Annotated in this window: 23 protein-coding genes and 1 tRNA gene; 4 read left to right on the forward strand and 20 right to left on the reverse strand. The window is 49.6% G+C overall.

What is annotated here, in order from left to right:
* Window positions 1–31: 31 nt before the first annotated feature.
* The 13 genes from hemB to A372_RS0118585 all read right to left on the reverse strand — a co-directional run bounded on the left by hemB (window position 32) and on the right by A372_RS0118585 (window position 16,262).
* Window positions 32–1,036, reverse strand: a complete 1,005-nt coding sequence (gene hemB / locus A372_RS0118520) for a porphobilinogen synthase (protein ID WP_019422383.1) — start codon at window positions 1,034–1,036, stop codon at window positions 32–34.
* A gap of 1 nt (window position 1,037) precedes the next feature.
* A complete protein-coding gene (gene cobA, locus A372_RS0118525) occupies window positions 1,038–2,609 on the reverse strand; it encodes a uroporphyrinogen-III C-methyltransferase (protein WP_019422384.1) in 1,572 nt (523 codons plus the stop codon).
* Between the two features lie 213 nt (window positions 2,610–2,822).
* On the reverse strand, window positions 2,823–3,743 hold the full coding sequence (gene hemC / locus A372_RS0118530) for a hydroxymethylbilane synthase (protein WP_019422385.1): 921 nt from the start codon (window positions 3,741–3,743) through the stop codon (window positions 2,823–2,825).
* Window positions 3,744–3,760: 17 nt separating this feature from the next.
* Window positions 3,761–4,405, reverse strand: a complete 645-nt coding sequence (locus tag A372_RS34255; RefSeq protein WP_019422386.1) for a precorrin-2 dehydrogenase/sirohydrochlorin ferrochelatase family protein — start codon at window positions 4,403–4,405, stop codon at window positions 3,761–3,763.
* Window positions 4,406–4,408: 3 nt separating this feature from the next.
* Window positions 4,409–5,236 carry a cytochrome c biogenesis protein CcsA gene (gene ccsA / locus A372_RS0118540; RefSeq protein WP_019422387.1) on the reverse strand — a complete coding sequence of 276 codons (828 nt, stop codon included), beginning with the start codon at window positions 5,234–5,236 and terminating at the stop codon, window positions 4,409–4,411.
* A 30-nt stretch (window positions 5,237–5,266) separates the two neighbouring features.
* Window positions 5,267–6,658 carry a glutamyl-tRNA reductase gene (gene hemA / locus A372_RS0118545; RefSeq protein WP_019422388.1) on the reverse strand — a complete coding sequence of 464 codons (1,392 nt, stop codon included), beginning with the start codon at window positions 6,656–6,658 and terminating at the stop codon, window positions 5,267–5,269.
* Between the two features lie 200 nt (window positions 6,659–6,858).
* The gene (locus A372_RS0118550; RefSeq protein ID WP_237728565.1) at window positions 6,859–7,398 is read right to left on the reverse strand and encodes an S-adenosylmethionine decarboxylase; all 540 of its coding nucleotides are present in this window, start codon (window positions 7,396–7,398) and stop codon (window positions 6,859–6,861) included.
* Between the two features lie 216 nt (window positions 7,399–7,614).
* Window positions 7,615–8,013 (reverse strand): adenosylmethionine decarboxylase, encoded by a 399-nt coding sequence (speD, locus tag A372_RS0118555; RefSeq protein WP_019422390.1) that lies wholly within the window; start codon window positions 8,011–8,013, stop codon window positions 7,615–7,617.
* Between the two features lie 513 nt (window positions 8,014–8,526).
* Window positions 8,527–9,114, reverse strand: a complete 588-nt coding sequence (locus A372_RS0118560) for a hypothetical protein (protein WP_019422391.1) — start codon at window positions 9,112–9,114, stop codon at window positions 8,527–8,529.
* A gap of 236 nt (window positions 9,115–9,350) precedes the next feature.
* On the reverse strand, window positions 9,351–9,980 hold the full coding sequence (gene yihA / locus A372_RS0118565) for a ribosome biogenesis GTP-binding protein YihA/YsxC (protein ID WP_019422392.1): 630 nt from the start codon (window positions 9,978–9,980) through the stop codon (window positions 9,351–9,353).
* Window positions 9,981–10,582: 602 nt separating this feature from the next.
* Window positions 10,583–12,922: an endopeptidase La gene (gene lon, locus A372_RS0118575; RefSeq protein ID WP_019422394.1), complete on the reverse strand. Its 2,340-nt coding sequence runs from the start codon at window positions 12,920–12,922 to the stop codon at window positions 10,583–10,585.
* 88 nt (window positions 12,923–13,010) lie between these two features.
* Window positions 13,011–14,744, reverse strand: a complete 1,734-nt coding sequence (gene lonB, locus A372_RS0118580; RefSeq protein WP_019422395.1) for an ATP-dependent protease LonB — start codon at window positions 14,742–14,744, stop codon at window positions 13,011–13,013.
* 99 nt (window positions 14,745–14,843) lie between these two features.
* Window positions 14,844–16,262, reverse strand: coding sequence for an alanine/glycine:cation symporter family protein (locus A372_RS0118585; RefSeq protein WP_019422396.1), 1,419 nt, complete (start codon window positions 16,260–16,262; stop codon window positions 14,844–14,846).
* 290 nt (window positions 16,263–16,552) lie between these two features.
* Here A372_RS0118585 and A372_RS39110 point away from each other — a divergent pair, with 290 nt between their 5' ends.
* Window positions 16,553–17,593, forward strand: coding sequence for a M23 family metallopeptidase (locus A372_RS39110; protein WP_019422397.1), 1,041 nt, complete (start codon window positions 16,553–16,555; stop codon window positions 17,591–17,593).
* Between the two features lie 39 nt (window positions 17,594–17,632).
* Window positions 17,633–18,058: a bactofilin family protein gene (locus A372_RS34260; RefSeq protein WP_019422398.1), complete on the forward strand. Its 426-nt coding sequence runs from the start codon at window positions 17,633–17,635 to the stop codon at window positions 18,056–18,058.
* Window positions 18,059–18,148: 90 nt separating this feature from the next.
* On the opposite strand, the gene ispG is transcribed toward A372_RS34260, so the two are convergent.
* From ispG to A372_RS0118620, 5 genes are all read right to left on the reverse strand, one after another.
* Window positions 18,149–19,246, reverse strand: coding sequence for a flavodoxin-dependent (E)-4-hydroxy-3-methylbut-2-enyl-diphosphate synthase (gene ispG, locus A372_RS0118600; protein ID WP_019422399.1), 1,098 nt, complete (start codon window positions 19,244–19,246; stop codon window positions 18,149–18,151).
* Between the two features lie 43 nt (window positions 19,247–19,289).
* Window positions 19,290–20,537, reverse strand: coding sequence for an ATP-dependent protease ATP-binding subunit ClpX (gene clpX, locus A372_RS0118605; protein ID WP_019422400.1), 1,248 nt, complete (start codon window positions 20,535–20,537; stop codon window positions 19,290–19,292).
* 13 nt (window positions 20,538–20,550) lie between these two features.
* A complete protein-coding gene (clpP, locus tag A372_RS0118610) occupies window positions 20,551–21,147 on the reverse strand; it encodes an ATP-dependent Clp endopeptidase proteolytic subunit ClpP (RefSeq protein WP_019422401.1) in 597 nt (198 codons plus the stop codon).
* A gap of 332 nt (window positions 21,148–21,479) precedes the next feature.
* Window positions 21,480–22,766: a trigger factor gene (gene tig / locus A372_RS0118615; RefSeq protein WP_019422402.1), complete on the reverse strand. Its 1,287-nt coding sequence runs from the start codon at window positions 22,764–22,766 to the stop codon at window positions 21,480–21,482.
* A gap of 181 nt (window positions 22,767–22,947) precedes the next feature.
* Window positions 22,948–23,886 carry a hypothetical protein gene (locus A372_RS0118620; protein WP_019422403.1) on the reverse strand — a complete coding sequence of 313 codons (939 nt, stop codon included), beginning with the start codon at window positions 23,884–23,886 and terminating at the stop codon, window positions 22,948–22,950.
* Window positions 23,887–24,187: 301 nt separating this feature from the next.
* On the opposite strand from A372_RS0118620, the gene A372_RS0118625 reads away from it, so the two are divergent.
* Both A372_RS0118625 and A372_RS0118630 read left to right on the forward strand, forming a co-directional pair.
* Window positions 24,188–24,264, forward strand: a tRNA-Arg gene (locus tag A372_RS0118625).
* Between the two features lie 298 nt (window positions 24,265–24,562).
* Window positions 24,563–24,865, forward strand: a complete 303-nt coding sequence (locus tag A372_RS0118630; protein WP_019422404.1) for a DUF4870 domain-containing protein — start codon at window positions 24,563–24,565, stop codon at window positions 24,863–24,865.
* An 89-nt stretch (window positions 24,866–24,954) separates the two neighbouring features.
* Here A372_RS0118630 and A372_RS39115 read toward each other — a convergent pair whose 3' ends face one another.
* Window positions 24,955–25,083, reverse strand: coding sequence for a hypothetical protein (locus A372_RS39115; RefSeq protein WP_019422405.1), 129 nt, complete (start codon window positions 25,081–25,083; stop codon window positions 24,955–24,957).
* Window positions 25,084–25,133: 50 nt separating this feature from the next.
* Window positions 25,134–25,484 carry a hypothetical protein gene (locus tag A372_RS0118640; RefSeq protein ID WP_019422406.1) on the reverse strand — a complete coding sequence of 117 codons (351 nt, stop codon included), beginning with the start codon at window positions 25,482–25,484 and terminating at the stop codon, window positions 25,134–25,136.
* Between the last annotated feature and the right edge of the window lie 16 nt (window positions 25,485–25,500).

A 25,500-nucleotide genomic window follows, 5' to 3' on the forward strand; every position in this document is an offset into this window, starting at 1 on the left:
AGCATCGTTATCGGGACAGGAAGGCTGTTATTTATTGTGTATCTGACAACCAGCGTGCGGCGTCCTTCGCAAAATACGTAATCACGATATCCGCTCCAGCTCGCTTCAATCCGACCAACAGTTCCATCGTTACAGCCTTCTCATCTATCCATCCGAGCTTGCTGGCTGCCTTGACCATGGAGTATTCACCGCTGACGTTGTACGCGACGATAGGAAGATCGAACTGATCCTTCAATACGCGGATGATGTCCATGTACGCCATCGCCGGCTTCACCATCAGCATATCCGCGCCCTCGATTACATCCTCCTCCGCTTCGCGCAGCGCTTCTCTTGCGTTGGCCGGATCCATTTGATATGTCTTGCGATCACCGAATTGCGGTGTCGAGTTCGCCGCGTCCCGGAACGGGCCATAAAATGCGGATGCGTATTTGACCGAATAAGACATAATCGGAATATCCGTGAAGCCCGCCTCGTCAAGCCCTGCACGAATGGCCTGCACAAAGCCGTCCATCATGTTCGAAGGCGCGATGATATCTGCTCCTGCTTGAGCTTGGGATACAGCGGTTTGAACCAAATATTGCAGCGACGCATCGTTGTCCACAACGCCCACCTGCTGACCGTTTACTTCGTGGACGTGAACCATGCCGCAATGGCCGTGATCTGTATACTGGCATAAGCATGTGTCTGCGATGACTAACAAATTAGGGTATTTCGCTTTAATTTGACGGGTCGCCTGCTGCACGATGCCATTCTCATCGAATGCAGAGCTCCCTACGGCGTCTTTCGTTGCCGGCACGCCGAACAGAACGACCGCAGGAATGCCTAGCGCAACGATCTCATCCACTTCGGCATCCAGATGATCGAGCGAGAAGTGGTATACCCCAGGCATCGAAGCGATCTCTTCCTTAATGTCAGTTCCAGTTGTTACGAATATTGGCATAATCAAATCGTGGACGGTTAATATCGTCTCCCGCACCATATTGCGCATTCCCGTCGAATTGCGCAAACGGCGCAAGCGTGTTGTTGGAAATTCCATGTTAGCACCCTCCCTGAACAGCTGTTGGCTCAAGCGCACAAACCGCTTCAACCAAGCCGTCTATCGTAGAATATTTCGCTACCGTATCCACTCGCAAGCCCGCTTCTCGAGCCGTACGCGCGGTCATCTCGCCAATGCAGGCCACTAGGGCATGATTCAGTCGTGCGACCGGATCCTGGACCCCCATATACCGAAGCGCAGCAAGCAGATTGGTTACGGTAGAGGAACTTGTAAACGTAATAATATGAATAGACTTCTCCTCGAGCATTTCCAGCAAATCAGGATCGTCCTGCTCGGGCAGCACCGTGACATACAGGTCGACCTCATCCACATGAAGCCCTTCCTCCTGCAGCGTTTCCTTCAACCAAGAACGTGACAGATCTCCCCGGGCAAGCAGCACGCGCTGCCCTGGATGCACAAGCGGCTTCAGCGCTTCCCATATACCTTCCTGGCTATACTGAGCGGCTGCAACATCCGGTTGAATGCCATATCCCTGCAGCGCCTCGGTCGTCTTCGGACCGACGGACACAATTCGTGTGCGGGCCCATTGCCGGATATCAGCCTGCTGCTCCTGCAAATGCTTGAACCAGTAATGTACACCGTTCACACTCGTCAACACGAGCCAGTCGTACGTATCCGCCTCCGCCATCGCACGGCGCAATGCTTGTCGCTGCGCCTCTGTCTCAGGCAGGCGCGTCTCGATGACGGGGAACTCGTATGGCTCACCGCCCAAATCTTCGATGCGCCGCACGAGCTCGCTGGCTTGCGAACGGGCGCGTGTCACAAGAATACGGCGGCCGAACAGCGGACGCACTTCCGCCCATTGCAGTTGCTCACGTTCCCGTACAACGTCGCCGACGATGATGACCGCAGGAGCCTTGAAGCCCGCCCGCTCCACCTCATCGGCAATCGTGGCCAGCGTCCCTACTATCGTTGCTTGTTCCGCTCTTGTTCCCCAGCGGACAAGGGCTACCGGCGTATCCGGAGAGCGCCCATAGCGCAACAGTTGATCCGTAATATAGCGCAGCTTCGCAACCCCCATCAAAAAGAGAAGCGTTCCTGCCGCCAGTGTCAGTTTATCCCATTCGATGAGTTCGTCCAGCTTATTCGGATTTTCATGTCCCGTTACGACGCAGAACGACGAAGCCCAATCCCGATGGGTAACGGGAATGCCCGCATAAGCCGGAACAGCGACAGCTGAAGTGACTCCCGGAACAATCTCGAACGATATGCCATGCGATCGAAGCAGTGCCGCTTCTTCGCCAACCCGCCCGAACACGCACGGGTCCCCGCCTTTCAACCGCGTGACAGTATACCCTTCCAATGCCAAGTCAACGAGCAGTTGATTGATGTCTTCCTGCTTCATCGCATGGCGATCCGGCAGCTTGCCGACGTATATCTTGCGTGCGCCTGCCTTTTTAAATTGCAGCAGGCGCGGTCCTGCGAGGCGATCATACACGATGACATCCGCCTCTTGTAAGCAGCGCATGCCCTTTACGGTAATGAGACCTGCATCGCCTGGACCTGCGCCTACCAAGTATACTTTGCCCGTCTGACGAGGATGCTGCTCCACGGTCATCAACCTCTCTATAAGTGTGTGTTCAAAAAGTCACTTTTCAGCACCAAGATGTACAAGTTTTCGCAAGAAAACTACATTGGAAGCATCCTCGAAGGAGGAGTGGAGTTAATAAGTTCGCGAAGCTCTTCGAGAATGAATACATGATTCGTTGCCGAATCACATCTTGAGACGCTCAGAATCAAAAGGGTCCTTTTTGAACTTCCTCTATTAGGATAACATCCGGTCTGCGCCCCGAGCGAGCAGCCGTTCCGCAACGGCTGTTCCGATTGCTTCGGGATGGTCGCCTTCCATCGTTTCTTTTATAATCTCGCCATCCTCTGCGGAACCGACCAGCCCTGTCAGCTGTATAGCTCCGCACATGCCCACGTTCGTCGCATAAGCGCCGATCGGCACTTGGCAGCCGCCGTTCAACCGGCCGAGAAATGCCCTTTCCGCACGCACGGTACGGGCAGTGTCCGCATCATGATATCGCTCAAGCAGTGAGCACACCTCTTCGTCGTCTTTGCGGCATTCAATGCCGAGAGCGCCCTGTCCAACCGCCGGGACACTTACTTCCTCGGGCAAATAAGAGCTAATGCGCTCCTGCCACCCCATGCGGTGAAGACCTGCTGCAGCTAGAACAATCGCATCGAATCCTTCCGTCTCCAGCTTTTTCAGTCGTGTATCGATGTTGCCGCGCAGCGGTTCAATCTGCAGATCGGGACGATACGCTTGAAGTTGGCAAGAACGCCGCAAGCTGCTCGTTCCCACCTTTGCTCCCAACGGCAAATCATCCAGCGTCTGTCCAGATTTCATAATTAAGCAATCCCGCGGATCTTCCCGTTTCGGAATCGCTCCTACCATCAAACCTTCCGGCTGTTCCCACGGCATATCTTTCATGCTATGTACGGCCATATCAATTTCTTTATCTAATAAAGCCTGCTCGATTTCCTTGACGAACAAGCCCTTGCCTCCAACTTTGGACAGGGTAACATCCAGAATCCGGTCACCTTTTGTCACAATTTTGCGTATTTCAAATTGGAACGGCAAGTTCGCCTTCTCGCATATGTCTTCCAAAGCGGCTATGACGTGTCCCGTCTGTGTCAATGCAAGCGCGCTCTGCCTCGTTCCTACGATAATCGTGCGCATCTCCACTTCCTCCTCGCTTACCTATGTGAACTATTGAAATCTTGTATCCAAGTGCTCCACACTGGCAAAGGCTCCCCTAGTTCATGAGCATGCCAGCATCGATCCGCATACTGCCGCAGCACTTGATGGCGGGCTTTGGCATCGATGAAAGACGACTGTGCTTCGTGCCTTGCTTGCAGCAAATGTTCAGCAAGCTCTGCAAGGCCTTCGTCCATCAGAATGGACAGCTTGTGCATCAAAAGTCGGGTTAGCGTAGGACTGGCGCCGCCAGTCGAAACGGCAACCTGCACCGCTCCCTGTTGCAGAACGCCGGGATTGGCAAAATCGCTTAGTTCTGGCGCGTGCGTCAAGTTCACAAGCGCGCCATCGCGTCGCGCGTCTGCAGCCACCCGCTCATTCACGCCAGCGCAGTCGGTAAGCGCAAAGACGAGCAATGCGCCTTCCGTATCCCCGCATGCATACTCCCGCTCCAGATGAACAACATTCCCTTCCTGCACCAAACGCCGAAGCTCGGGAGTCAACGTCGGACTGACTACCGTCACTTCGGCGCCGCTTGCAATCAAATAGCGTATTTTCCGTGCTGCCACATTGCCTCCGCCGACGATTACACACCGCCGTCCTGCTAACGTGAGCATCATCGGGTAATAAGGCATATGTGTCATGGCTTACACTCCCATCCAACGATGAAACGTCGATAAGGAATTTAAGCTGAAGTTCAGTACCATTGCGGCATAACATCCTAAATTCCACAACGCAAGCCTAAATCCTGTCGACAATTCGCGCGAACGCGTCACAAAATAAAAACTGTATAATATTAGTGCAAACAGTGTCAGCCATATTTTCAAATCGAAGAGCAGCTCGGTCCGGTTGCCGAGCAGCACAGCGCCTATTGCCACGGACAAAGACATCAGAAACAGCGGAATGCCAATGACAGCTGAGCCGTACGATAACCGCTCCATTTTCTCGAGACTTGGCAGCCGACGGACCGCGTCAGACCATTGCTTCGCCTTCAACTTATGATGCAAAAATAAGTACATGCCCGCAAATACCGCTCCGACCGTCAGCGCGGCGAAGCCGCATGCCGCAAGCGCAATGTGGAACGAGAGCAGATTACGCATCATTTCCCATTCCTTCATGGCCGTCGGCGTTGTCGGATCATTCAGCATATTGACGAGAAGCAGAGCGAACCCGATTAAGTTTACGAAAAACACTATGAATTCAATATGAAAAAAACGACTTATAATCAATGAGACCGTTACAAGCAGCCATGAAAACAAGAGCATAAACTCAAAGCTGCTGAATACAGGCACATCCTGATGCCGTACCATGCGCACGGCCATAAAAACCGTTTGCAACACCCAAACAAAAATAAGAAACCCTGTGCCCATCCGCTTCGCTTTCCGATTCATGCCTACGACATCGGAAAAATAAAACAGAAGGCTCAGGGCATATGTGTAAATAATCGCATCGTAAATCCAACTATTCGTCACCATGTGAGCCTGCCGCCTCCCGTCGTCCTCCGCTTACCATGTGACGGCTGCCCAAGATAACGCAGGCTTGGCCCGCTCCGGGTCAGATTCCGTCTCGCGCGATGCTTTGCCGGTAGTATGCTGCACTTTACGTTCCTCTGCGCTGGAAGGAGTACCTTCCGGCTCTTCCAATGCGAATATTTGCGAGAAGAAACGCAGCGCATCTTCCCCGTCCTTCTCTGCGGCTAGCTCTTTAATTTGTAATATCGGATCATGCATCATCTGATTCAGCATGCTCTTGGTCAAGCGGCGTATAAGCTTCTCTTCCCGCTCAGACATATCTGGCAGCTTGTTGAACAAGCTCTCAATCGTTTCTTGATGAATGCGCTCGGCTTTGCTTTGCAGCGCGCGAATGACCGGGGTGATACCTAGCATTTTGAGCCATTGATGGAAAGCTTCCAGTTCATCCGCAATAAGCGCCTCAATCTTAGCCGCTTCCTTGCGCCGGATCGCCAGATTGCTTTCGACAATCCCTTCCAAATCGTCGATGTCGTACAGGAAGACATTCGACACTTCCCCTATACTCGGATCCAAGTCGCGTGGCACCGCAATATCGATAAGAAAGAGCGGGCGTGATTTGCGATTCTTCATGACGTGCTCCACCTCGGCGGCAGATAAAATATATTCCTTGGCCCCGGTAGAACTAATGACGATATCCGCATCACGCAGGAGATGGCCCACGTTGTCGAGCGTTCCGGCTCGTCCGTTGAATTGCTTGGCCAACTGTTCTGCGCGCTCAAGCGTACGATTCGCAACCATGACTTCAGCCGCTCCGTTGGCGTACAGATGCTTAACCGTCAATTCGCTCATTTTCCCGGCGCCCAAAATGAGCACCTTCTTCCCATGAAATGATCCGAAGATGCGCTTGCCGAGCTCTACGGCAGCGTAGCTTACCGACACGGCATTGTCGTTAATGTTCGTCTCCGCATGGGCGCGCTTCGCAAGCGTAATCGCTTGCTTGAACAAGGTATTGAACCATGTTCCTGTAGTCCCTTGCTTCTGTGCGAACAGAAAAGCGCTCCTGATCTGGCCAAGAATTTGCGTTTCTCCAATTACCATGGAATCCAAGCCAGACGTGACTCGGAACAAATGCTCAACGGCCTGATCATTTTCAAATATATATAGGTAAGGCGTAAATTGCTGTCTAGGAATGTCAAACCATTGTTCCATAAAGCTGCGGATGAAGTAACCGCACATATGCAGCCGATCCACTACGACATAGAGCTCCGTTCGGTTGCATGTAGACACCATGACGCACTCAAGCACGCTCTTCGTCTGTCTCAGTTGTAAAAGCGCCTCTTGCCAATCGCTTTCGGGAAGAGCGAACTTCTCCCGAATCTCCACAGGCGCCGTACGATAGTTCATGCCGACGACGACGATGTGCATTCGTTTCACCTGCTTTATCGAAATTTAGTACATTATCAGTTGATAATCATTATAACATGAATCGACACGATCACACGTTCGTTATTTGAAAATATTATGAAATGCATGTCAAAATTTAGTCTGTGCTTGAACAACGCACCTTATACTACCATTCCTATTCTTTAAAGTCATCTTAATTTTCTAAGATCAACCTATTTGAATTACGGCTTTAAATAACGATCCAAGGCCGAGATAAGCTGCTGCTCCGCCGACTGCAGCTCGTCATTTTTCGATGAAATAATTTGTCCGCTTGCATTGAACAGATGGGCATAGCTCTCATACATCGTTGCAATGTGGTCCGCGGCGTTCCCCAATATTTCTTTCTCTGTATCCGTTAGCTGCCGTTCTCCGCTCATTTGCAGCACCGTCACGAATTCGACGAACCGACTCAATCCGGCCAATGACGTCAGCTTCTTCGCACCAACCGCTTTCACCAGCCTCTCATGGGTATACACGGTCGAATAGGCAACCAACTTCACTTTATTCAAAGGAGTGGCTGTATCGTAGCGCTTCGCTTCTTGCATCGATCCGTTCAACAGGTTCATTTGAAAATGGGCAACTTCATACAGCATAATCATCGGATTTTCTGTGCTAGAATGCGGCTGCAGCAGACCATACAACTGGTAGGCCGGCCATATTAGCAAAATAAACAGCAGCACCGGCAGGACTGCACCCGCACGAAATCGCTTCGGTCTCATCATATTCTCCTATCTAGAGGTTTTTTAGAGGTAAACTCGCACTTATATATGCTATGGAGGAGCAGATGGACAAATAACCATGGATACGAGTATCCACGGTTATTACACAGTTATTGTACGATTTTGTGTCTACAATACTGGTTGTATTAAGTTGCTGGATAAATAAAAAAAGCCCGCTCAACTGCTTCTTACAGCAGGTTGAGCGGGCTTGGCTGCCATTTATACCAACTCGGATACTTTCACATCCGGAGTAACTACTTGCAATTCACCTAATCCGCGCACTAATTTCTTAGCGAACGTTCTCTCCGGTTTCAATACAGAGACCAGGTAATCAATGGCCAGTTGCGGGTCTACCGTTTCTCCGCAAGTATAACAATCGATTGCTGCAAATCCACGTTCAGGATATGTGTGGATTGAAAGATGACTTTCAGACAACATGACAAGAACCGTTGCTCCTTGTGGTTCAAACTGTTTGGATTGAACGGACAAGACGGTTGCGCCACACGCTTCAGCGGCTTCTACTAATTGCGTTTGAAGAAATTCAGCATTGTTCAACAAATCGAAGTCGACTCCCCACGTGTCAACAGCAACGTGTCTTCCGAAAGTTGAGTATTCCATCTTTCGGTTCCCCCTTCCTAGGAATAAAATGTTGGAAAAAAAATTTCATCCGCTAGGACCTACGTCATTCACTTCTCGAGGGAATAATCTCTCGCAACAGGCTATGTCCTGAGTGAATCCTGGTTCCTATATTGTTTTCAACGAGATTAAAAATAACATCTTATACTCATAAATGCAACCCTTTTTTGAAATTCATTCGTTTAATTAAATGCAGACCGCACTTTTAAACGCACAATACTATATGGCCTATAAGCTTGTTAGGTTCACCATATATAGAAGCCGCTTTGTAATCGATGCTTGCCGCGTCTTTGCCAGCTTAGGATTTCGTTTTGTTTCGGAGACTCATCCGACTGCAACCTCCTCAAATTGGATTCGTGTGCCTCAAGCTGGCTAATGGCAGGCGCTTGGCAGCCCCCATTCCTGACTTTCACCGCAGAGATGACGCCCATGTTGGCGCACGAAAAAAGCACCCAAAGCTTTTGGGTGCTTTTTTCCACGATTATGAATTAACGTTTAGGCTTCCAGCATAAACAATTGGTGAGCCATGCGGCTAAGTTCTGAATCGATATGATGGAGCGTTTCCGGCTTGCGCGACCGATTCCGTTCATCCAGCAGTACGTTGATGTGACTTTGAACGGAAGCAATACGCAGTTCTACGCTATCATTGCTGTACAGCTTCTGCAAGCTGCGAACCGTATCCTTATGTTCGAAAACAACACGAGACTGGCCTTGCTTATGCTCAACAATCTTACGTACAGCCCCGTCTTCATAATAATAAGTCATCGTAAATCCATAAAAAATCCGATTGACTACCGCTTCGCCACGGAAAGTGGCCACAAGTTTATGCATCACTTGCGTCAATTTCGGATGAACCAAGCGGCAAGACGTTACACAGACATACCGATTGCCTTGTTTCTCGAACAGGAAAGTAATCTCATCACCCTGACCGTCCTCAAGAACCACCTCTTGATTACCGTTTTCCAATACTTTTACTCGCCACACCGTACATTGTAGTGCGAGCGACTGCAAAAATCGGGTCAACTGAGCTTCTGTCAACTGTATACTGGCTTTCACATATTCTGTGGCTAACCGCCGAGCCATAAAAAATCTCCTCAATTCTTTTTTCATACCTGAATTCTTACTCATATTATACTACATGCAAAAAATGAATTCCTGTTCACCAGCCGCCAAATTATTGAGGATTTCTTAAAAAAACGGATTGAGGCCGAAGCAAGCGCATATTTTGCAACGGATCCTCACTAAATAACCATTACATCCCCATCTCGCGTTAACATCTAACATTTTCTATAAAATTACAAATCACCCGAAATGCATAATTATGCATTCCCACCCGGTTCTTCGTCGATTTCATTGTTCTCATCGAGACGCGTATGCTTCACGATCATGTCCCACAATTCCTCTCTGCCTTGACCGGTCTCTGCAGAGAACAAGACACACGGAATGTCTGGTCTGAGACCAAGTGTGCTTCTCACTTGCTTGATGTGCTTTTGCCAATGATTTTTCGAAATCTTATCAGCCTTCGTCGCGACAACGCACACCGGCACACCATAGTGCGTCAGCCAGTCATACATCGTACAATCGTTAGCCGTTGGCGGGTGGCGCAGATCAATGACGAGCAGGACAAGACGGAGCGTATCGCGATCTTGGAAATATGCTTCAATCATGCGTCCCCAAGCTGCGCGTTGCTGCTTCGATACACGGGCATACCCGTAACCCGGCACGTCAACAAAATAAATATCTTCATTAATACGATAATAATTGAGCTGCTGCGTTTTCCCTGGCTGCGAACTGGTGCGCGCCAAATTTTTCCGCATAATCATACGGTTGATTAACGATGATTTCCCTACATTGGACCGTCCGGCAAGACCGATCTCTGGAAGTCCGTCATCTGGATATTGAGCAGGACCAACAGCGCTAATAATAAATTCTGCATTCGTAATTTTCATGTTATTATAACCTCACCTTTACCCTCTTAACATCCATTGTACACGAAAACAGCGCCGAGAAGAAACCAGAATGCCATCGCCGACTGCTATGGATGCACTCATATTGGTTTAGCCTTTTGTCATTATTGCTGGCTGATATGAATCACTCATCTTGGATGACCTTGCTCCACTCTCCCCTTGCATCAGAAACGCCCTCCATCGCATCCCACTCCCAGCATCCCCCTATCTGCCCTCAGCATAATAACCTGATCATGCGCTGATCGAAATTGCTGTTCGTATCTGCTTTACATAATCGCTTTTACACAAACGGACCGTCTGAGTGGCTGCCATTGGAAAATGTACAGTCATTTTTTTCATTTTCTATATTTCATGCAAAAATCTTTGTTCCATTGGAAATCGCCCATCAAATCATCGTTTTTCCGGTTCAGCGACCATTTACAATATTAGAGCATTCCAATGAATCACCATGCTATCAGCTATAACAACGACGGTTCATTGGACAATATCCAATGGGCAGCCCATTTTAAATTTTCCGTCAAACCACTGCAAAAAAAAGAAGCGGACGCATTGCAACCGCGCCCGCTTCCGTAACAAACATATGCTTATTGCAGCGGCGGCTGCTCCAAAAGAGCATGCTGCAGCACTTCGTCCATATGAGATACCGGTATAAAGCTCAACTCTTCACGAACGCTTTCCGGTATATCATCCAAATCGCGTTCATTGTCTTGAGGAAAAATGACCGTCTTAATGCCTGCGCGCAGCGCAGCCAGCGACTTCTCCTTCAATCCGCCGATCGGCAGCACACGGCCGCGCAGCGTAATCTCTCCGGTCATGGCCACATCCTTCGAGACATAACGGTTCGTCAAAGCAGAGACGAGCGCCGTGGCCATCGTAATGCCCGCGGAAGGACCGTCCTTCGGTATTGCGCCTTCCGGCACGTGCACGTGTATGTCCGACTTTTCATGAAAACCCGGCTCCAACTGCCACTGCTCCGCCTTCGAGCGAATATAGCTGAACGCCGCCTGCGCGGACTCCTTCATGACATCACCAAGCTTGCCGGTCAACAGCAGCTTGCCGGAACCAGGCACGACGGTCACTTCGATATTCAGCGTGTCGCCGCCAACCTCCGTCCAGGCGAGACCGGTAACCGTCCCGACTTGATTATCGGTTTCCGCGAGACCATAGCGGTATCTTGCCACCCCTAAATATTCGGATAACTCGTCTGAATGAATGATGACTTGTTCCAGCTGTTCGGAGACGATGCGCTTCGCCGCCTTACGGCACAGCGCAGCCAACTGCTGCTCCAGCTGACGGACGCCGGCTTCACGGGTATATTCGCGAATGACGCGCTCAATGCACGCTTCGTCTACCGACACCTGCTCCTCCGTAAGACCATGCTCCCGCTTCTGCTTCGGAAGCAAATGACGCTTGGCTATTTCCAGCTTCTCCAGCTCCGTGTACCCTGAAATGGACAACAGCTCCATCCGATCCAGGAGCGGGCGCGGAATGTTGTGCACTGCATTGGCAGTCGTCACAAACATGACGCGAGATAGATCGACCGGCAGCTCAACGAAATGATCGCTGAACGTGTTGTTCTGCTCTGGATCCAGCACCTCCAAGAGAGCGGAGGCCGGATCCCCGCGAAAATCAGCTGCCATCTTATCGATTTCATCAAGCAGCATAACCGGATTCATCGTGCCTGCCGTCTTCAATGCTTGAACGATACGTCCCGGTAGTGCACCGACGTACGTGCGGCGATGACCGCGAATTTCCGCTTCGTCCCGCACACCGCCAAGCGAAATACGAACAAATTGGCGCCCCAATGATTTCGCTATAGAACGGGCGAGCGACGTCTTCCCGACACCCGGCGGTCCGACTAAACATAGAATAGGCCCCTTCATCCGCTTAACTAGCTGCTGAACGGCCAAATATTCAAGTACACGTTCCTTCGGCTTATCCAGTCCATAATGGTCCGCTTCCAATATAGACTCCGCCTTATGCAAGTCCAAGTCATCTTCCGTCAGCTTGGACCATGGAATCATGAATAGCCAATCGATATAGTTGCGGATGACCGCACCTTCCGCCGATGTAGGCGGCATCTTCTCCAAACGATCGATTTCTTTTTTGATTCTTTCACGTACTTTATCCGAAGCTTCCAGCTCTTTCAGCTGCGCTCGAAGTTCGTCCACTTCACCCGCGCGTCCTTCTTTATCGCCGAGCTCTTTCTGAATTGCCTTCATCTGCTCACGCAAATAGTATTCCTTCTGCGTCTTCTCCATCTGCTTCTTCACACGCTGGTTGATCTGCTTCTCCAGCTCAAGCACTTCGCTCTCATTATTAAGCATTAGAAGAAGCTTATTCAGACGTTCGGCCGTATTGACGGTCTCAAGCAGCTCTTGCTTGTCTTTCATCTTGAGTGGGAGATGGCTTGCAATGACATCTGCAAACCTCCCTGGCTCTGTAATATCGGATACGGAAGCGAGCGTTTCGGGTGTTACCTTTTTGGACATATGCACATAACTCTCAAATTGAGATAACACCGTCCGCATCAACGCTTCTGTCTCCGAAGACGTCATTTCGGCTTCTTCCTCCAACAAGCGTACGTTTACCTCATAAAATTCGTCATTCGGCACATAATCGATAGCCTCTGCCCGGTCCACACCTTCCACCAGCACGCGAATCGTGCTGTTCGGCAGACGGAGCATCTGACGAACCTTCGCTACTGTCCCGATGCGAAATATATCCTCTTGAGAAGGCTCCTCAATGCTTACCTCCGATTGCGTACACAAGAGCAGCATTTGGTCTCCCATCATCGCATGTTCGAGCGCTTTTATTGATTTGTCGCGCCCTACATCGAGATGAAGCACCATGCTCGGGTACACGAGCAATCCTCTAAGCGGAAGAAGAGGCAGTCGTCGTCCCTTCGTATGTTTAAGCCCCATCGTTCGGCACCCCCATGGTTTACCTTATCTTATACACATGTAAGCAACATTTTATCAAATGTTCACATAAAACACCAATGTGCTGGACTTAAGCGAAGCCATTTGGTTCGGAATGCTTCGTATTGTCCGAGGCTTCCGCATGCATAAGCGGCATCGCTGCGCCCGAAGTCCGTTCGAACGGCTTCGTCATTTGCAGCGGGTCTTCCTGCATGTGACTGCCAAAGGAATGAGCGAATGCTTCATCCACATGTTCAATAGGAATCACTTGTAGTCCACCCAAGTCTGCGAAGATTTCCTGCCAATTCTCCTTAGGGATAAGTACCCGTGTCGCGCCAGCCTGAAATGCGGCCTCTACCTTAGCCAGCACACCGCCTACTGGCTTGATGCGACCGTGTATGCTCATTTCTCCAGTCATCGCCAGCTTGTTGTCCACTGGCCACTGATTAAGTGCCGAAGCGATGGCAACCGCCATGGCCATTCCGGCCGACGGCCCGTCTACAGGTGAACCGCCCGGGAAATTGATGTGCAGATCGTAATTGGCTGTCTCATAGCCTAAGCTGCGCAGCACGGTAAGGACGTTCTCCACTGAGCCTTTCGCCATGCTCTTCCGGCGCAAGGTTCGGCTTCCGCCGCCTAACTCCTCTTCATCCACCGCACCGGTAACTGTATATTTCCCGTGGCCATTCTTCACCCGGATCGCGCTCACTTCGATTTCAAGCAGGGCCCCCATACTCGGGCCGTATACGGCAAGGCCATTAACAAGACCCACTTGCGGCTCTGCAGGCACTTTGCGGTCCGGTCGCGGAGCAATTTGACTGCAGTTCGCTACCCATTCCACATCTGCAGCCTCGATAGCAGATCGTCCTTCTGACATGGCAAGACCTGCGGCCAATTGCACGATATTGACCGCTTCCCGGCCATTCGTAGCATACTTTTTGACCATATCGACCGCTTCTTTCGAGGGCGGGAACCCGATCTTGCGCACTGCATGATCCGCAATGGATTCAATCTCATCCGGCAGGAGCGGACGGAAATAAATCTCCATACAGCGCGAACGAAGCGCCGGAGACAGATCCTGAGGGGACCTCGTTGTTGCTCCCACCAGACGGAAGTCTGCTGGCAGACCATTTTGAAAAATATCATGAATATACGTCGGAATGTTCGAATCCTCGGAATTGTAATAAGCGCTCTCGAGGAACACCTTCCGATCTTCGAGCACTTTCAGCAGCTTGTTCATCTGTATCGGATGAAGCTCACCGATTTCATCGATGAAGAGCATACCGCCATGCGCCTTGGTCACTGCTCCCGGCTTCGGCTGCGGGATACCGGCGACTCCCATTGCGCCAGCTCCTTGATAAATCGGATCATGTACCGAACCAATTAATGGATCGGCGATGCCCCGTTCATCGAAGCGAGCGGTCGTCGCATCAATTTCCGTAAATTTCGATTCCATCGTAAAAGGGGAGCTCGGATTTTTCTTCGCTTCCTCCAACACAACACGTGCTGCCGCTGTCTTGCCCACCCCCGGTGGACCGTAAACAATGACATGCTGCGGGTTCGAGCTGCATAACGCGGCCTTCAACGCCTTCAGGCCATCACGCTGCCCGACGATATCGTTCATTGTCGTCGGTCTCGTCTTTTCCGCTAGCGGTTTCGTTAATGAAATGGATCGCAGCCTGCGCAATTTGTCCATTTCCTTCTTCGACTCGCGATCAACTGCGGAGCGGTTACCTTTCTGACTGCGGAGCAAATTCCAGAAATAAATGCCGATTACAACGGCAAAAAACGCGTTGATTAGCATCAATATTACACTTAAGTTCATCGTTCCATCCTCCCGTGACGCCTATTTCAGGCACAAAAAATCCGGCAAAGTTTAATACTTGGTAGTATTGCCCTTTGCCGGATGCATTATAAGTTTGTTTTAGTCAGAGTTTAAATTTCGTTCCCAACATTCGGCATGCTTTAATCCAGGAACCGAATCCGCATAAAATACGGGCTCTTCGCCAAGCTTGCGCTGCCGCATATAATCCTTCAATGCCGCAAACGCCACTTTTCCCAGAAGCATGATGACAATCAAGTTGATGAACGCCATGAAACCCATGAACAGGTCGGCCAAGTTCCATACGAACGTAAGCTTGGCGATGGAGCCGAACAACACCATTCCTACGACCCCAAGGCGATAAGCGAGCAACCAGCCCTTTTTCTTCGTAATGAACTCGATATTGCTCTGCCCGTAATAATAATTTCCGATAAGCGAAGTGAACGCAAACAAAAAGATAGCTAAGCCAACGAACATGTGCGCCCAATCCCCGACCTGCGAAGCAAGCGCATATTGCGTCAATCTGATTCCATCCAGTTCCCCAGTCGCAGAGACGCCTGAAAACAGAATAATGAATGCCGTCGCCGAACAGACGAGCAGCGTATCGACGAACACGCCGAACGATTGAACCAAGCCTTGCTTAACCGGATGCGTAACATGAGCGGTCGCCGCGGCATTCGGAGCGCTCCCCATCCCGGCCTCGTTCGAGAACAAGCCGCGTTTGATCCCGTTCATAACGGCGGCTCCGATTCCCCCTGCTGCCGCTTCCTGAAATCCGAATGCACTCTTTACAATGGAAGCGAACACACCCGGAATGGCGTCAAAATTGATGACCATGACGAACAATGCGATCGCAATATAAGCAAGCGCCATAATCGGCACGATTGTAGCCGATACTTTCGCGATTCTCTGCACGCCGCCGAATATCGTCGGAACGACAAGCACCGCAAGAATGATCCCCATATAGAGAGGATCCAGGTTGAACATATCCTGAAACGCAGCACTTACGGTATTCGCCTGTACGGAGTTAAACACAAATCCGAAACTGAACGTGATAAGAATGGCGAACACGATGCCAAGCCAGCGCGCATTGAGCGCCTTTTCCATATAGTAAGCCGGACCTCCGCGGAAATGCTTGCCGTCGCGCACCTTGTATACCTGTGCCAGCGTCGATTCTACGAATCCGGAGGCGGCTCCGATGAGCGCAATGGCCCACATCCAGAACACAGCCCCCGGACCCCCGAGCGAGATGGCGAGGGCTACCCCTGCCAAATTGCCCGTACCTACACGGGAAGCCGTGCTCATCGCAAACGCTTGGAAAGAGGATACGCCCTTCTCCTGGCCACTCGTCTTTTTGGTATCGCGTCCCAACATGATGCGGAATGTTTCTTTTATCGCCGAAAGCTGAACGAATCTCGTTCGCAACGAAAAATAAAGTCCTGCGGCAATTAATATAAAAATGAGCATGAAGTACCATAGATCATTAAAGTATCCAATCGAGTCTTGGATTTTTTCAATCATATACCGCACCCTTTCTGATTGTATATCTGCTAGCTGATTTGCGATATGTTAAGTTTACTAACACGCAACAAGAATGATTGTAACTTAAATTAATGCTGATAGCAAAATGTTTTTTATCATAATGTTATTTGTGATAAATTTTCCCTTTTATCAATCGACACCTATTGTTTTATTCCGTCAAATATTGTCTTTTTTCGCTTCCAATTTTCTATACTTCATGTACAATAGGAGTGTTGTATGTAAATATGAACACCTACTCAAACCCGTAGTATTAAAGGGAGGAAGAACCGATGGCCAGGTCTGATGACCGCAGCTGGACATGGATGCTCATTCGGGGCGCCAATCGACCAGCGATTCAATATAGACTGCCTAAGGCTATAGTTATGCTTGTCACCTTTGTTATCATTCTTATTTTTCTGACTCTGCTTATATCGTTCGTTATTCAGCGAGCAACCATTCATTACACCCTCACACAAGTTGAACAGCTTCAGTCTGATCTCACGCAAAAGGAACGCCAGCTTGCCGAAATGAACCGGCAATTATCCGTCATCACTGCCTCCTCCAATCAAATGAAGGAACGGATGGACAAAGTGGCACAGTGGGAACGCCAACTGCGATCCTATCTTCATGTATCGAGCAAGACGGACACACCATCGACACAGAAGTCACCTCCGCCAGCATCCAATGAGCGGCCTTTTGCACAGCTTCCTGGCTTAATGCCTGTGGGCGGTGAATTTATTGAGTCAGTCTTGCCTCCGCAGCGACTATCATCTACTTCAGGGCGGACGCAGTCCTTGCTTGCCGAACATCCCGCATTAGCGATGTGGTATGACTCACACAGGCAGCTGGAGCAAATGGAGCGAACTTGGAAGGAGTGGGATACACAGATTCCACTCTTGCTTGAACAGGCAGATTCTTTTAAGAAGAAGCTGGATGCTACGCCAACTCTATGGCCTACAGAGAGCACACGCATCACATCAGTATTCGGAGACCGAGACGATCCATTCCACCGCAGCAATGCGTTTCACGCAGGCTTGGATATTGGCGGAAACACCGGCGACAGCATCTATGCCGCCGCCGAAGGTGAAGTAATTGAATCGGATGTTGATGAGCTGAAAGGCAACTTTATTATTATTAAGCATCAAAGCGGGCTCTCCACCCGATATTTGCATATGAACAAACGCGTGGCCCAAAGAGGAGATAAGGTAATAAAAGGACAAATTATCGGAGAAGTAGGTTCCACCGGCAGGAGCACCGGGCCTCACTTGCATTTCGAAATCCGTCAAAGCGATCAAGCTATCGATCCGGAGGGCTACATTAGCCCGCCGTGATCACCTAACAACGTTATTATAAGAAAGAGGGGACTAGGCATGTTTTCCAAAGCATCGAATGCTAAAAAGCCGCCAGGTACCGATACGTTAATCGGGCAGGCGACGAAGCTGGAAGGACAATTGGATTGCGATACTGATTTGCGTATAGAAGGCACCGTCAAAGGAGATGTCACTTGCAGCCGCGATGTCACAATTGGGGAAACCGGCATCGTAGAATCTAATATGCGGGCCGCTAACGTCATCATTGCAGGCACGTTGAACGGAGATGTTGACGTGACGGGAACGCTTATCATCGAACAAACCGGTCAACTGACCGGCAATACAAGCTGCAGCGCTTTTATCATTAAAGAAGGCGGGCATTTCAACGGGACGAGCCGCATGTCAGTCGAAGCCCATGACAAGCAATCAGCCAAGCACGGCAAAGCGGCAAAGCAACGTGCCGCCGAGGCAGCGATGGAATCCTAATTACATAGAGGTTTTTGAACACGCATATTAGTCACAAAAAAACACACGAACGGTTGCTCGTAACGTTCGTGTGTTTTACGTATATAACTGTTAATGCTTGCGGCCCGGAATCTTGCCGGTGCGTTCATATTCAGTCACGATATAATCGATTTCTTTCTTTAATTCGGAGACAAGCTCCTGCTCAGGCACTTTGCGAATCATTTCTCCGTAACGGAATAGCAGTCCCTCTCCGCGGGCACCGGCAATGCCGATATCTGCCTCACGGGCTTCGCCCGGTCCATTGACGGCACAGCCGAGCACCGATACTTTAATCGGCACTTTCAGCTTCGAGATGTACTCTTCCACCTCGTTCGCAATCGAGAACAGGTCAATATCCAGCCGACCGCAAGTCGGACAGGATACAAGCGTTGCCGCATTCGTAATTAAGCCGAACGACTTCAACAGCTCGCGTGCCACCTTCACCTCTTCGACGGGGTCAGCACTTATGCTTACGCGAACCGTCGAACCAATCCCCATCGCCAAAAGCGCCCCGAGGCCGGCAGCGCTCTTCACCGTACCGGAAAACAGCGTCCCTGCTTCGGTAATACCTAAATGGAGGGGATATGGAATGACCTCGGCTGCTTTTGTATAGGCTGCTATCGCCATTGGCACATCCGATGCCTTCAGTGACACGATAATATCGTGGAAATCGAGCTCCTCCAATATTCCGATATGGAACAAGGCGCTTTCCACCATCGCTTCCGGAGTCGGGTAGCCGTATTTTTCAAGCAAATGATTCTCAAGCGAACCCGCGTTCACTCCGATACGAATCGGAATCCCGCGTTCTTTGCACGCTTTCACCACAGCTTCGACCTTCTCACGGCGTCCAATATTCCCCGGATTAATACGCACTTTGTCAATGCCGTTCTCGATCGCTTTTAGCGCCAAGCGGTAGTCAAAATGAATATCTGCGACGAGAGGTATGGAAATTTGCTCCTTAATGTCCTTAATCGCTTCCGCCGCTTCTTGATTGTTGACAGTGACGCGGACAATCTGACATCCCGCTTCTTCCAGACGATGAATCTCGGCAACGGTAGCTTGCACGTCTGCCGTCTTCGTCGTACACATACTCTGGATGATAACGTCGTTGCTTCCGCCAATCGTTACATTGCCTACTTGAACAGGTCTAGTCTGATGTCGCAAATACATGATTCACTCTCTCCCATGCCGGAAACGAACGGAAAAGCGCCGGTTAGGCGCTCTCCTCTTGCTTCTTATCCGTCGTTAGTTCCGGAATCATTCGTTCACGGACCACTTGTTCCGTTATGACACATGTCGTAATATCGTCACGCGACGGCACTTCATACATTACATCGAGCATGATGCCCTCGATGATCGCCCGCAGTCCGCGCGCACCTGTGCTTCGTTTGATGGCTTCGCGCGCGATAGCCTCCAATGCGCTCGCTTCAAATTCTAGCTTCACATTGTCCATCTCAAGCAGCTTCTGATACTGCTTCGTGAGCGCGTTCTTCGGCTCGCTCAAGATACGGACAAGCGTATGCTCATCAAGCGGCTCCAATGTAGAGATGACCGGCAAGCGGCCTACGAATTCCGGAATCAGGCCGAACTTAAGCAAGTCTTCCGGAAGCGTCATGGACAAATATTCACCCGGTTTCAGGTCCTTCTGTCCGCCATCCGCGTTAAAGCCGATAATTTTCTTCCCGACACGACGCTTAATGAGTTGTTCAAGGCCGTCAAATGCCCCGCCGCAAATAAACAAAATGTTCGTGGTGTCGATTTGAATAAATTCTTGATGCGGGTGCTTGCGTCCGCCTTGCGGTGGAACCGAAGCAACCGTACCCTCCAAAATTTTGAGCAGCGCTTGCTGCACACCTTCGCCCGACACATCGCGCGTAATGGAAGGATTCTCGGATTTGCGCGCCACTTTATCGATTTCGTCAATATAAATAATGCCGCGCTCCGCTTTTTCCACATCATAATCTGCTGCTTGAATCAGCTTGAGCAAAATGTTCTCTACGTCTTCACCGACATAGCCCGCTTCCGTCAAGGAAGTCGCATCCGCAATCGCAAACGGAACATTCAAAATCTTTGCCATCGTCTGCGCCAAGAGCGTCTTACCCGAACCTGTAGGTCCGACTAACAAAATATTACTCTTCTGCAGTTCGACGTCTTCGATCTTGTTCTGCGTATTGATACGCTTGTAGTGATTGTATACGGCTACGGACAGCGATTTCTTTGCTTGCTCCTGACCGATGACGTACTGATCCAAAATCGAGCGAATTTCCTTTGGCTTCGGTATATCCTTCAGATCGATTTCTTCCTCATGACCGAGCTCTTCCTCGACAATCTCGTTGCACAGCTCGATACATTCGTCACATATATACACGCCTGGTCCAGCCACTAATTTACGTACTTGTTCCTGAGACTTGCCGCAGAACGAGCACTTCAATTGGCCTTTCTCATCATTAAATTTAAACACTCGGTATCCCCCCTTACTTCAGCTCTGGACTACCCGGATGCAGAACGTGGTCGACGAGGCCATATGCCTTCGCATCATCCGCGCTCATGAAGTTATCACGGTCTGTGTCGCGTTCAATTTTCTCCAGCGGTTGTCCCGTGCGTTCTACATAAATTTGGTTGAGCTTCTGTCTTGTCTTAATAATCCAGTCCGCATGAATCTTAATGTCGGACGCTTGCCCCCGCACTCCACCAAGCGGTTGGTGAATCATGATCTCGCTGTTCGGCAGTGCGATGCGTTTGCCCGGCGCTCCCGCCGTCAGCAGGAGAGACCCCATGCTGGCCGCCAAGCCGACACAAATCGTGGAGACGTCAGGCTTGATGTGCTGCATCGTATCGAAGATGGCCATACCGGCCGTAACCGAACCACCTGGAGAATTAATGTACAAGTGAATATCCTTTTCCGGATCATCCGCCTGCAAGAACAACAATTGTGCAATGACGCTGTTAGCTACGTCATCATCGATTGCACTGCCTAAGAAAATGATGCGATCCTTAAGCAAGCGCGAGTAAATATCATAAGAGCGTTCGCCGCGATTTGTCTGTTCGATGACCATCGGGATTAAGTTCATGGTACCGACCTCTTTTCTTTACAAAGCTATACATTTGTATTTTATCATTTTCTGTACTCGATGTCATTTTTACACCGATTACCAATAGTGTATGTACGGCAAATGGGCCTATTCCCTTGAAGCGATGAAGATCCTAATTTGAAATGCGTACGTGTATGGTACCCTAACCAACAGCAGTCTACTTATACATTATGTACACCCTTACTCGGGTGGTGAACCGTTATGTGTGTGAATCGTGATAGGGCTTGGCTTATGAAAAAATAAGGCACGCCTTCGAGAGTAACGTGCCTTATCCTGTTACGCCGCAGGTGATGTCTGCAGCCGATATGCGATTATTTCTTGCTGTTGTCCACGAGGAATTTAATCGTTTTGCGAAGTGCAGCTTCTTCACGCAAGTTGTCGATCGTACCATTTTTTTCCAGAATAGTACGGATTTCGTCAGCCGAACGCTGATAAGATTGCGCCATTTTCTCAAGCTCTTCTTGCAACTCTTCATCCGTAATGGACACTTTTTCTTCTTTAGCGATTTGCTCCAACACGAGGTTGTTCTTCACGCGAGTGTTTGCTTCTTTTTGCATTTGTTCGCGCAAATCAGCAATTGTCTGACCGGACAATGTCAAGAACATGTCAATGTTCATGCCTTGCATACGCAGGCGGTTGTCAAGATCCTTAACCATATGTTGAATTTCGGACTCGATCATCGCGTGTGGAATTTCCACTTCCGCGTTTTCAGCCGCTTTTTCTACCACTGCTGCTTCGCGAGCCGATTCAGCATCGCGCTCTTTGCGATCTTGAAGCTGCTTCTTCAAATCTGCTTTGTATTCGTCCAACGTTTCGAATTCACTTACGTCTTTAGCGAACTCATCATCGAGCTTAGGCAATTGCTTACGCTTGATTTCGTGAACTTTTACTTTGAAGACAGCCGGCTTGCCAGCCAAGTTCTCTGCATGATAATGCTCAGGGAACGTTACTTCAACGTCTTTGAAGTCGCCTGTGCCAAGACCGACCAATTGCTCTTCGAATCCAGGAATGAACGAGTTCGAGCCCAGTTCCAGCGTATAGCGTTCTGCTTTACCGCCTTCAAATGCTTCACCTTCAACGAATCCTTCGAAGTCGATGACGACGCTGTCGCCTGTCGCTGCCGTATCTTCGTCAACGATAACAAGCTCAGCATGACGCTCTTGCATACGCACGAGTTCAGCATTCAGCTCTTCTTCCGTAACTTCAACCTCTTGGTTCTCAACTTCGAGGCCTTTGTAATCTCCAAGCTTCACTTCAGGTTTAACCGTAACTTTTGCTTTGAATTTGAAAGACTGGCCTTTGCCAATCTGTTCAACTTCGATTTCCGGTTGGTCTACCGGGTTAACGTCTGTTTCCTTGAGTGCTTGGGAATATGCCTCTGGAAGCATAATGTCAATAGCTTCTTGGTACAAGCTTTCCACGCCATATTTTGCTTCAAAAATCGGGCGAGGCACTCGTCCTTTACGGAAACCAGGAACGTTCGCACGCTTAGACACTTTTTTAAATGCTTGGTCCAGTGCTTCCGTTACGCGATCCGCATTGACCTCAACTTCCAAAACCCCAACGTTCTTCTCTATTTTTTCCCAGGTTGCTTTCATTTTATGCCTTCCCCTCCAAAAAAAATCACATGGCTAGAGTGTACCATAACACGTCCTGAATAACCATTATAGTATAGCCGACTATGAAAACTTTTTCAAGATGGGCGTATTTACCACTTTAGAACTAATTTTGCCGTCAATTGACTCGCACTTAATTACAGCTGCAACCGCTGCTGACTGATTACTCTCCACTGAGCGAACGTGTAAGTGACCGGAGGGCACGCTCATAGATGATTCGCAAATTATCGGTTATTCCATATATGGTCTTCACTTCGAATTCTTCCTCTTCCAAGTGCAAGAGTCGCGCCACGATGCGATGCAAAGCCGCCGCCCAAGCATCCGCCTCCAGCTCTTTGCCCTCACACAGCCTGCGATAGATTTCCGTACCGTATATGAGCTTCAAATATTGATGCCACATCTCCTGGGCAAAGTAAGCCAGCGATGGTTCACGCACCGAAGCGGCATCGTTCACTCTGTCGATCGGCGCGATGGCAGCTGACGGAAAGGATGAGAGCTCAAGCGGTGTCGCTTCGACTTCGGCTACGATAATCTCTTGCCCGCGCATGAAGCCGACTTCACCTTCAACACCTCTGCGCTTCAACGTTTGCAAGATGCTGAATTGCAGTAGCGGATGAAGTTCTCGCTCCTTCAGCAGAAGCATGAGCGCATCGTCTACGCGCGCATCGTCCGCTACCGCAAGCTGCTCCAGAACCAACAGTTTGCGATCATCCATATCGCCTTCCGTAAGTGAAGTCAGCAGACGTTCCATATATTGCTCATCTGCATGTACCTTCTCTTGAAATTGACGCCGAAGCATATCCTGTTCCGTCTCGTCTTCGGCAGATGTTGTCTCACCGGTATGGACGGCTCCGAATTGCCAACCTTCCTCTGGTCGTTCTGCTTCCGGAAACGCCGAAGTCAACCATTGCAGCAATGCGTGCCATTCCGCGCGAATCTGGGAATCCTCCCCGTCGCACTGCAGCAAAAAGCGGAGCAAAGAAATCGCTTCTCCGTAACGTTCAGTTTCCAACATTCGGGTCAATTCAATTTGGTAGAAATCATGCGTCTTCGGAAATAGAACGACTTTATTTTTTGTCGATGGGGAATGTTCTTCCGGCATACGAGCACCTTCTTTCTATAACAAGCCAACTGCTTAGAACTCAGACGTATTCTTCTATAATATATTCTATGTATTTGCAACAAATCGTTACGTGGGTGCGGTTACGATTGCATTATAACATACCGCGCTCCCTCCTGTTCAACGGCCCTCCATCGCATCGGTTTGATAGGAATGAGAAGTGTGGTGCAATGCGGATTGTGAAGGATGTAAAAAAATATTAATGTTATTTTTTAATTTCCCTATTGCATGAAGCTGATTCTTTTGATAAAATCATTAATGTTCTAATTTTTCTTCCTTACCTGTCCCAGTAGCTCAGCTGGATAGAGCAACGGCCTTCTAAGCCGTCGGTCGGGGGTTCGAATCCCTCCTGGGACGCCAATTGAGAATACATAATGCCGCCTATACAGGCGGCTTTTTTGTGTCCAACAACTGCTGAGGCATAAGCACAGAGCGAAAGTGTGCTAAAATACGCCTCGCCCGCCTTCACCCGTCGATGATGAATCCGATGACTTCACCGTGCGGGCAACCGCAAGTATTAGTCTGTTCAGCCCCGTTATAAATATCATAATACATTTGGTCTTGATACACGGTAAGGCCACTGGTTATTTCCAGTAATAGGTTACCGAATAATCTGATATACTGTACGTACTGCACATATCGTCGAAAGGAGACTAACATGTCGACTCGATATATATTGTCTTCGCTGAGCTATTTCAGCATTTTCTTCGCAGGGTTTATTTTGCCGCTTGTGATATGGCTCGTGGCGAGTGACCCATACATTAAACATCATGCCGGTCGCGCATTGTTTTCCCATATTATTCCTTATGCGTTTATCGTTCTGGCAATCATCAGCTTGATTACAGCCCAGTTTTTGTTAAGTATCGGCTTCGTCATTATTATGGGTGCCGCGTCCCTGTTCATCTTCATCTGGAACGTCATTATGGGCGTGCGCGTGTTGCGTGAAGGCGGAGCGTTCTAATGTGGCTGCGAGACTGATTCGAAGGCCCCTGCCCTTCACTGGCAGGGGCCTTCGCCGTGCTGCTAGGATGCGCATTAGCATCCGACCCGCTATTTGTTTATGAATTCCCACGGGTTCTTCTCCGCAGGATGCTTATGATTGCCGGCAAGCACCGCATTGGCATGCTTCTTCTGATGAACGTACTTGTTACCTTTGTTCTGCTTGAATTGTTCTGTCATTTGTATTCACCCCCTTTCCCAAGGAGTGCTGGAATGTCAAATGTGCCGCATTAATCCATCTGGAACAAATCATCGACCGCATAACGGACTTCAGTCGAACCTAGAACAGCATCCAAAAAATGTGACTTGGCATTAAAATTCACTCCATAATCACTTGTTACAAAGGTTTCCGCCGCAACCTCTTCAAACGCATTATGCATATTATTGTCATACCAATCGTTAGCCAAGCTCGCATCATTGTGCACGACACGCACCAATTCGTAACCACCGTTACGGACGGGGGCAATATACGCAAGCAGTGGAATTTCTTTATCATCAGCCGGAATGATGCCGACCTCAGCGCATAATCGCCCGTCAATCTCCACAGGCCGCCGGAACTTGGTTGCTTTGATCTCAATCATGTTTGCTCTCCTCCGA

This window comes from Paenibacillus sp. OSY-SE (genome assembly GCF_000283315.1).
In the GTDB taxonomy this organism is placed as follows: domain Bacteria; phylum Bacillota; class Bacilli; order Paenibacillales; family Paenibacillaceae; genus Paenibacillus_B; species Paenibacillus_B profundus.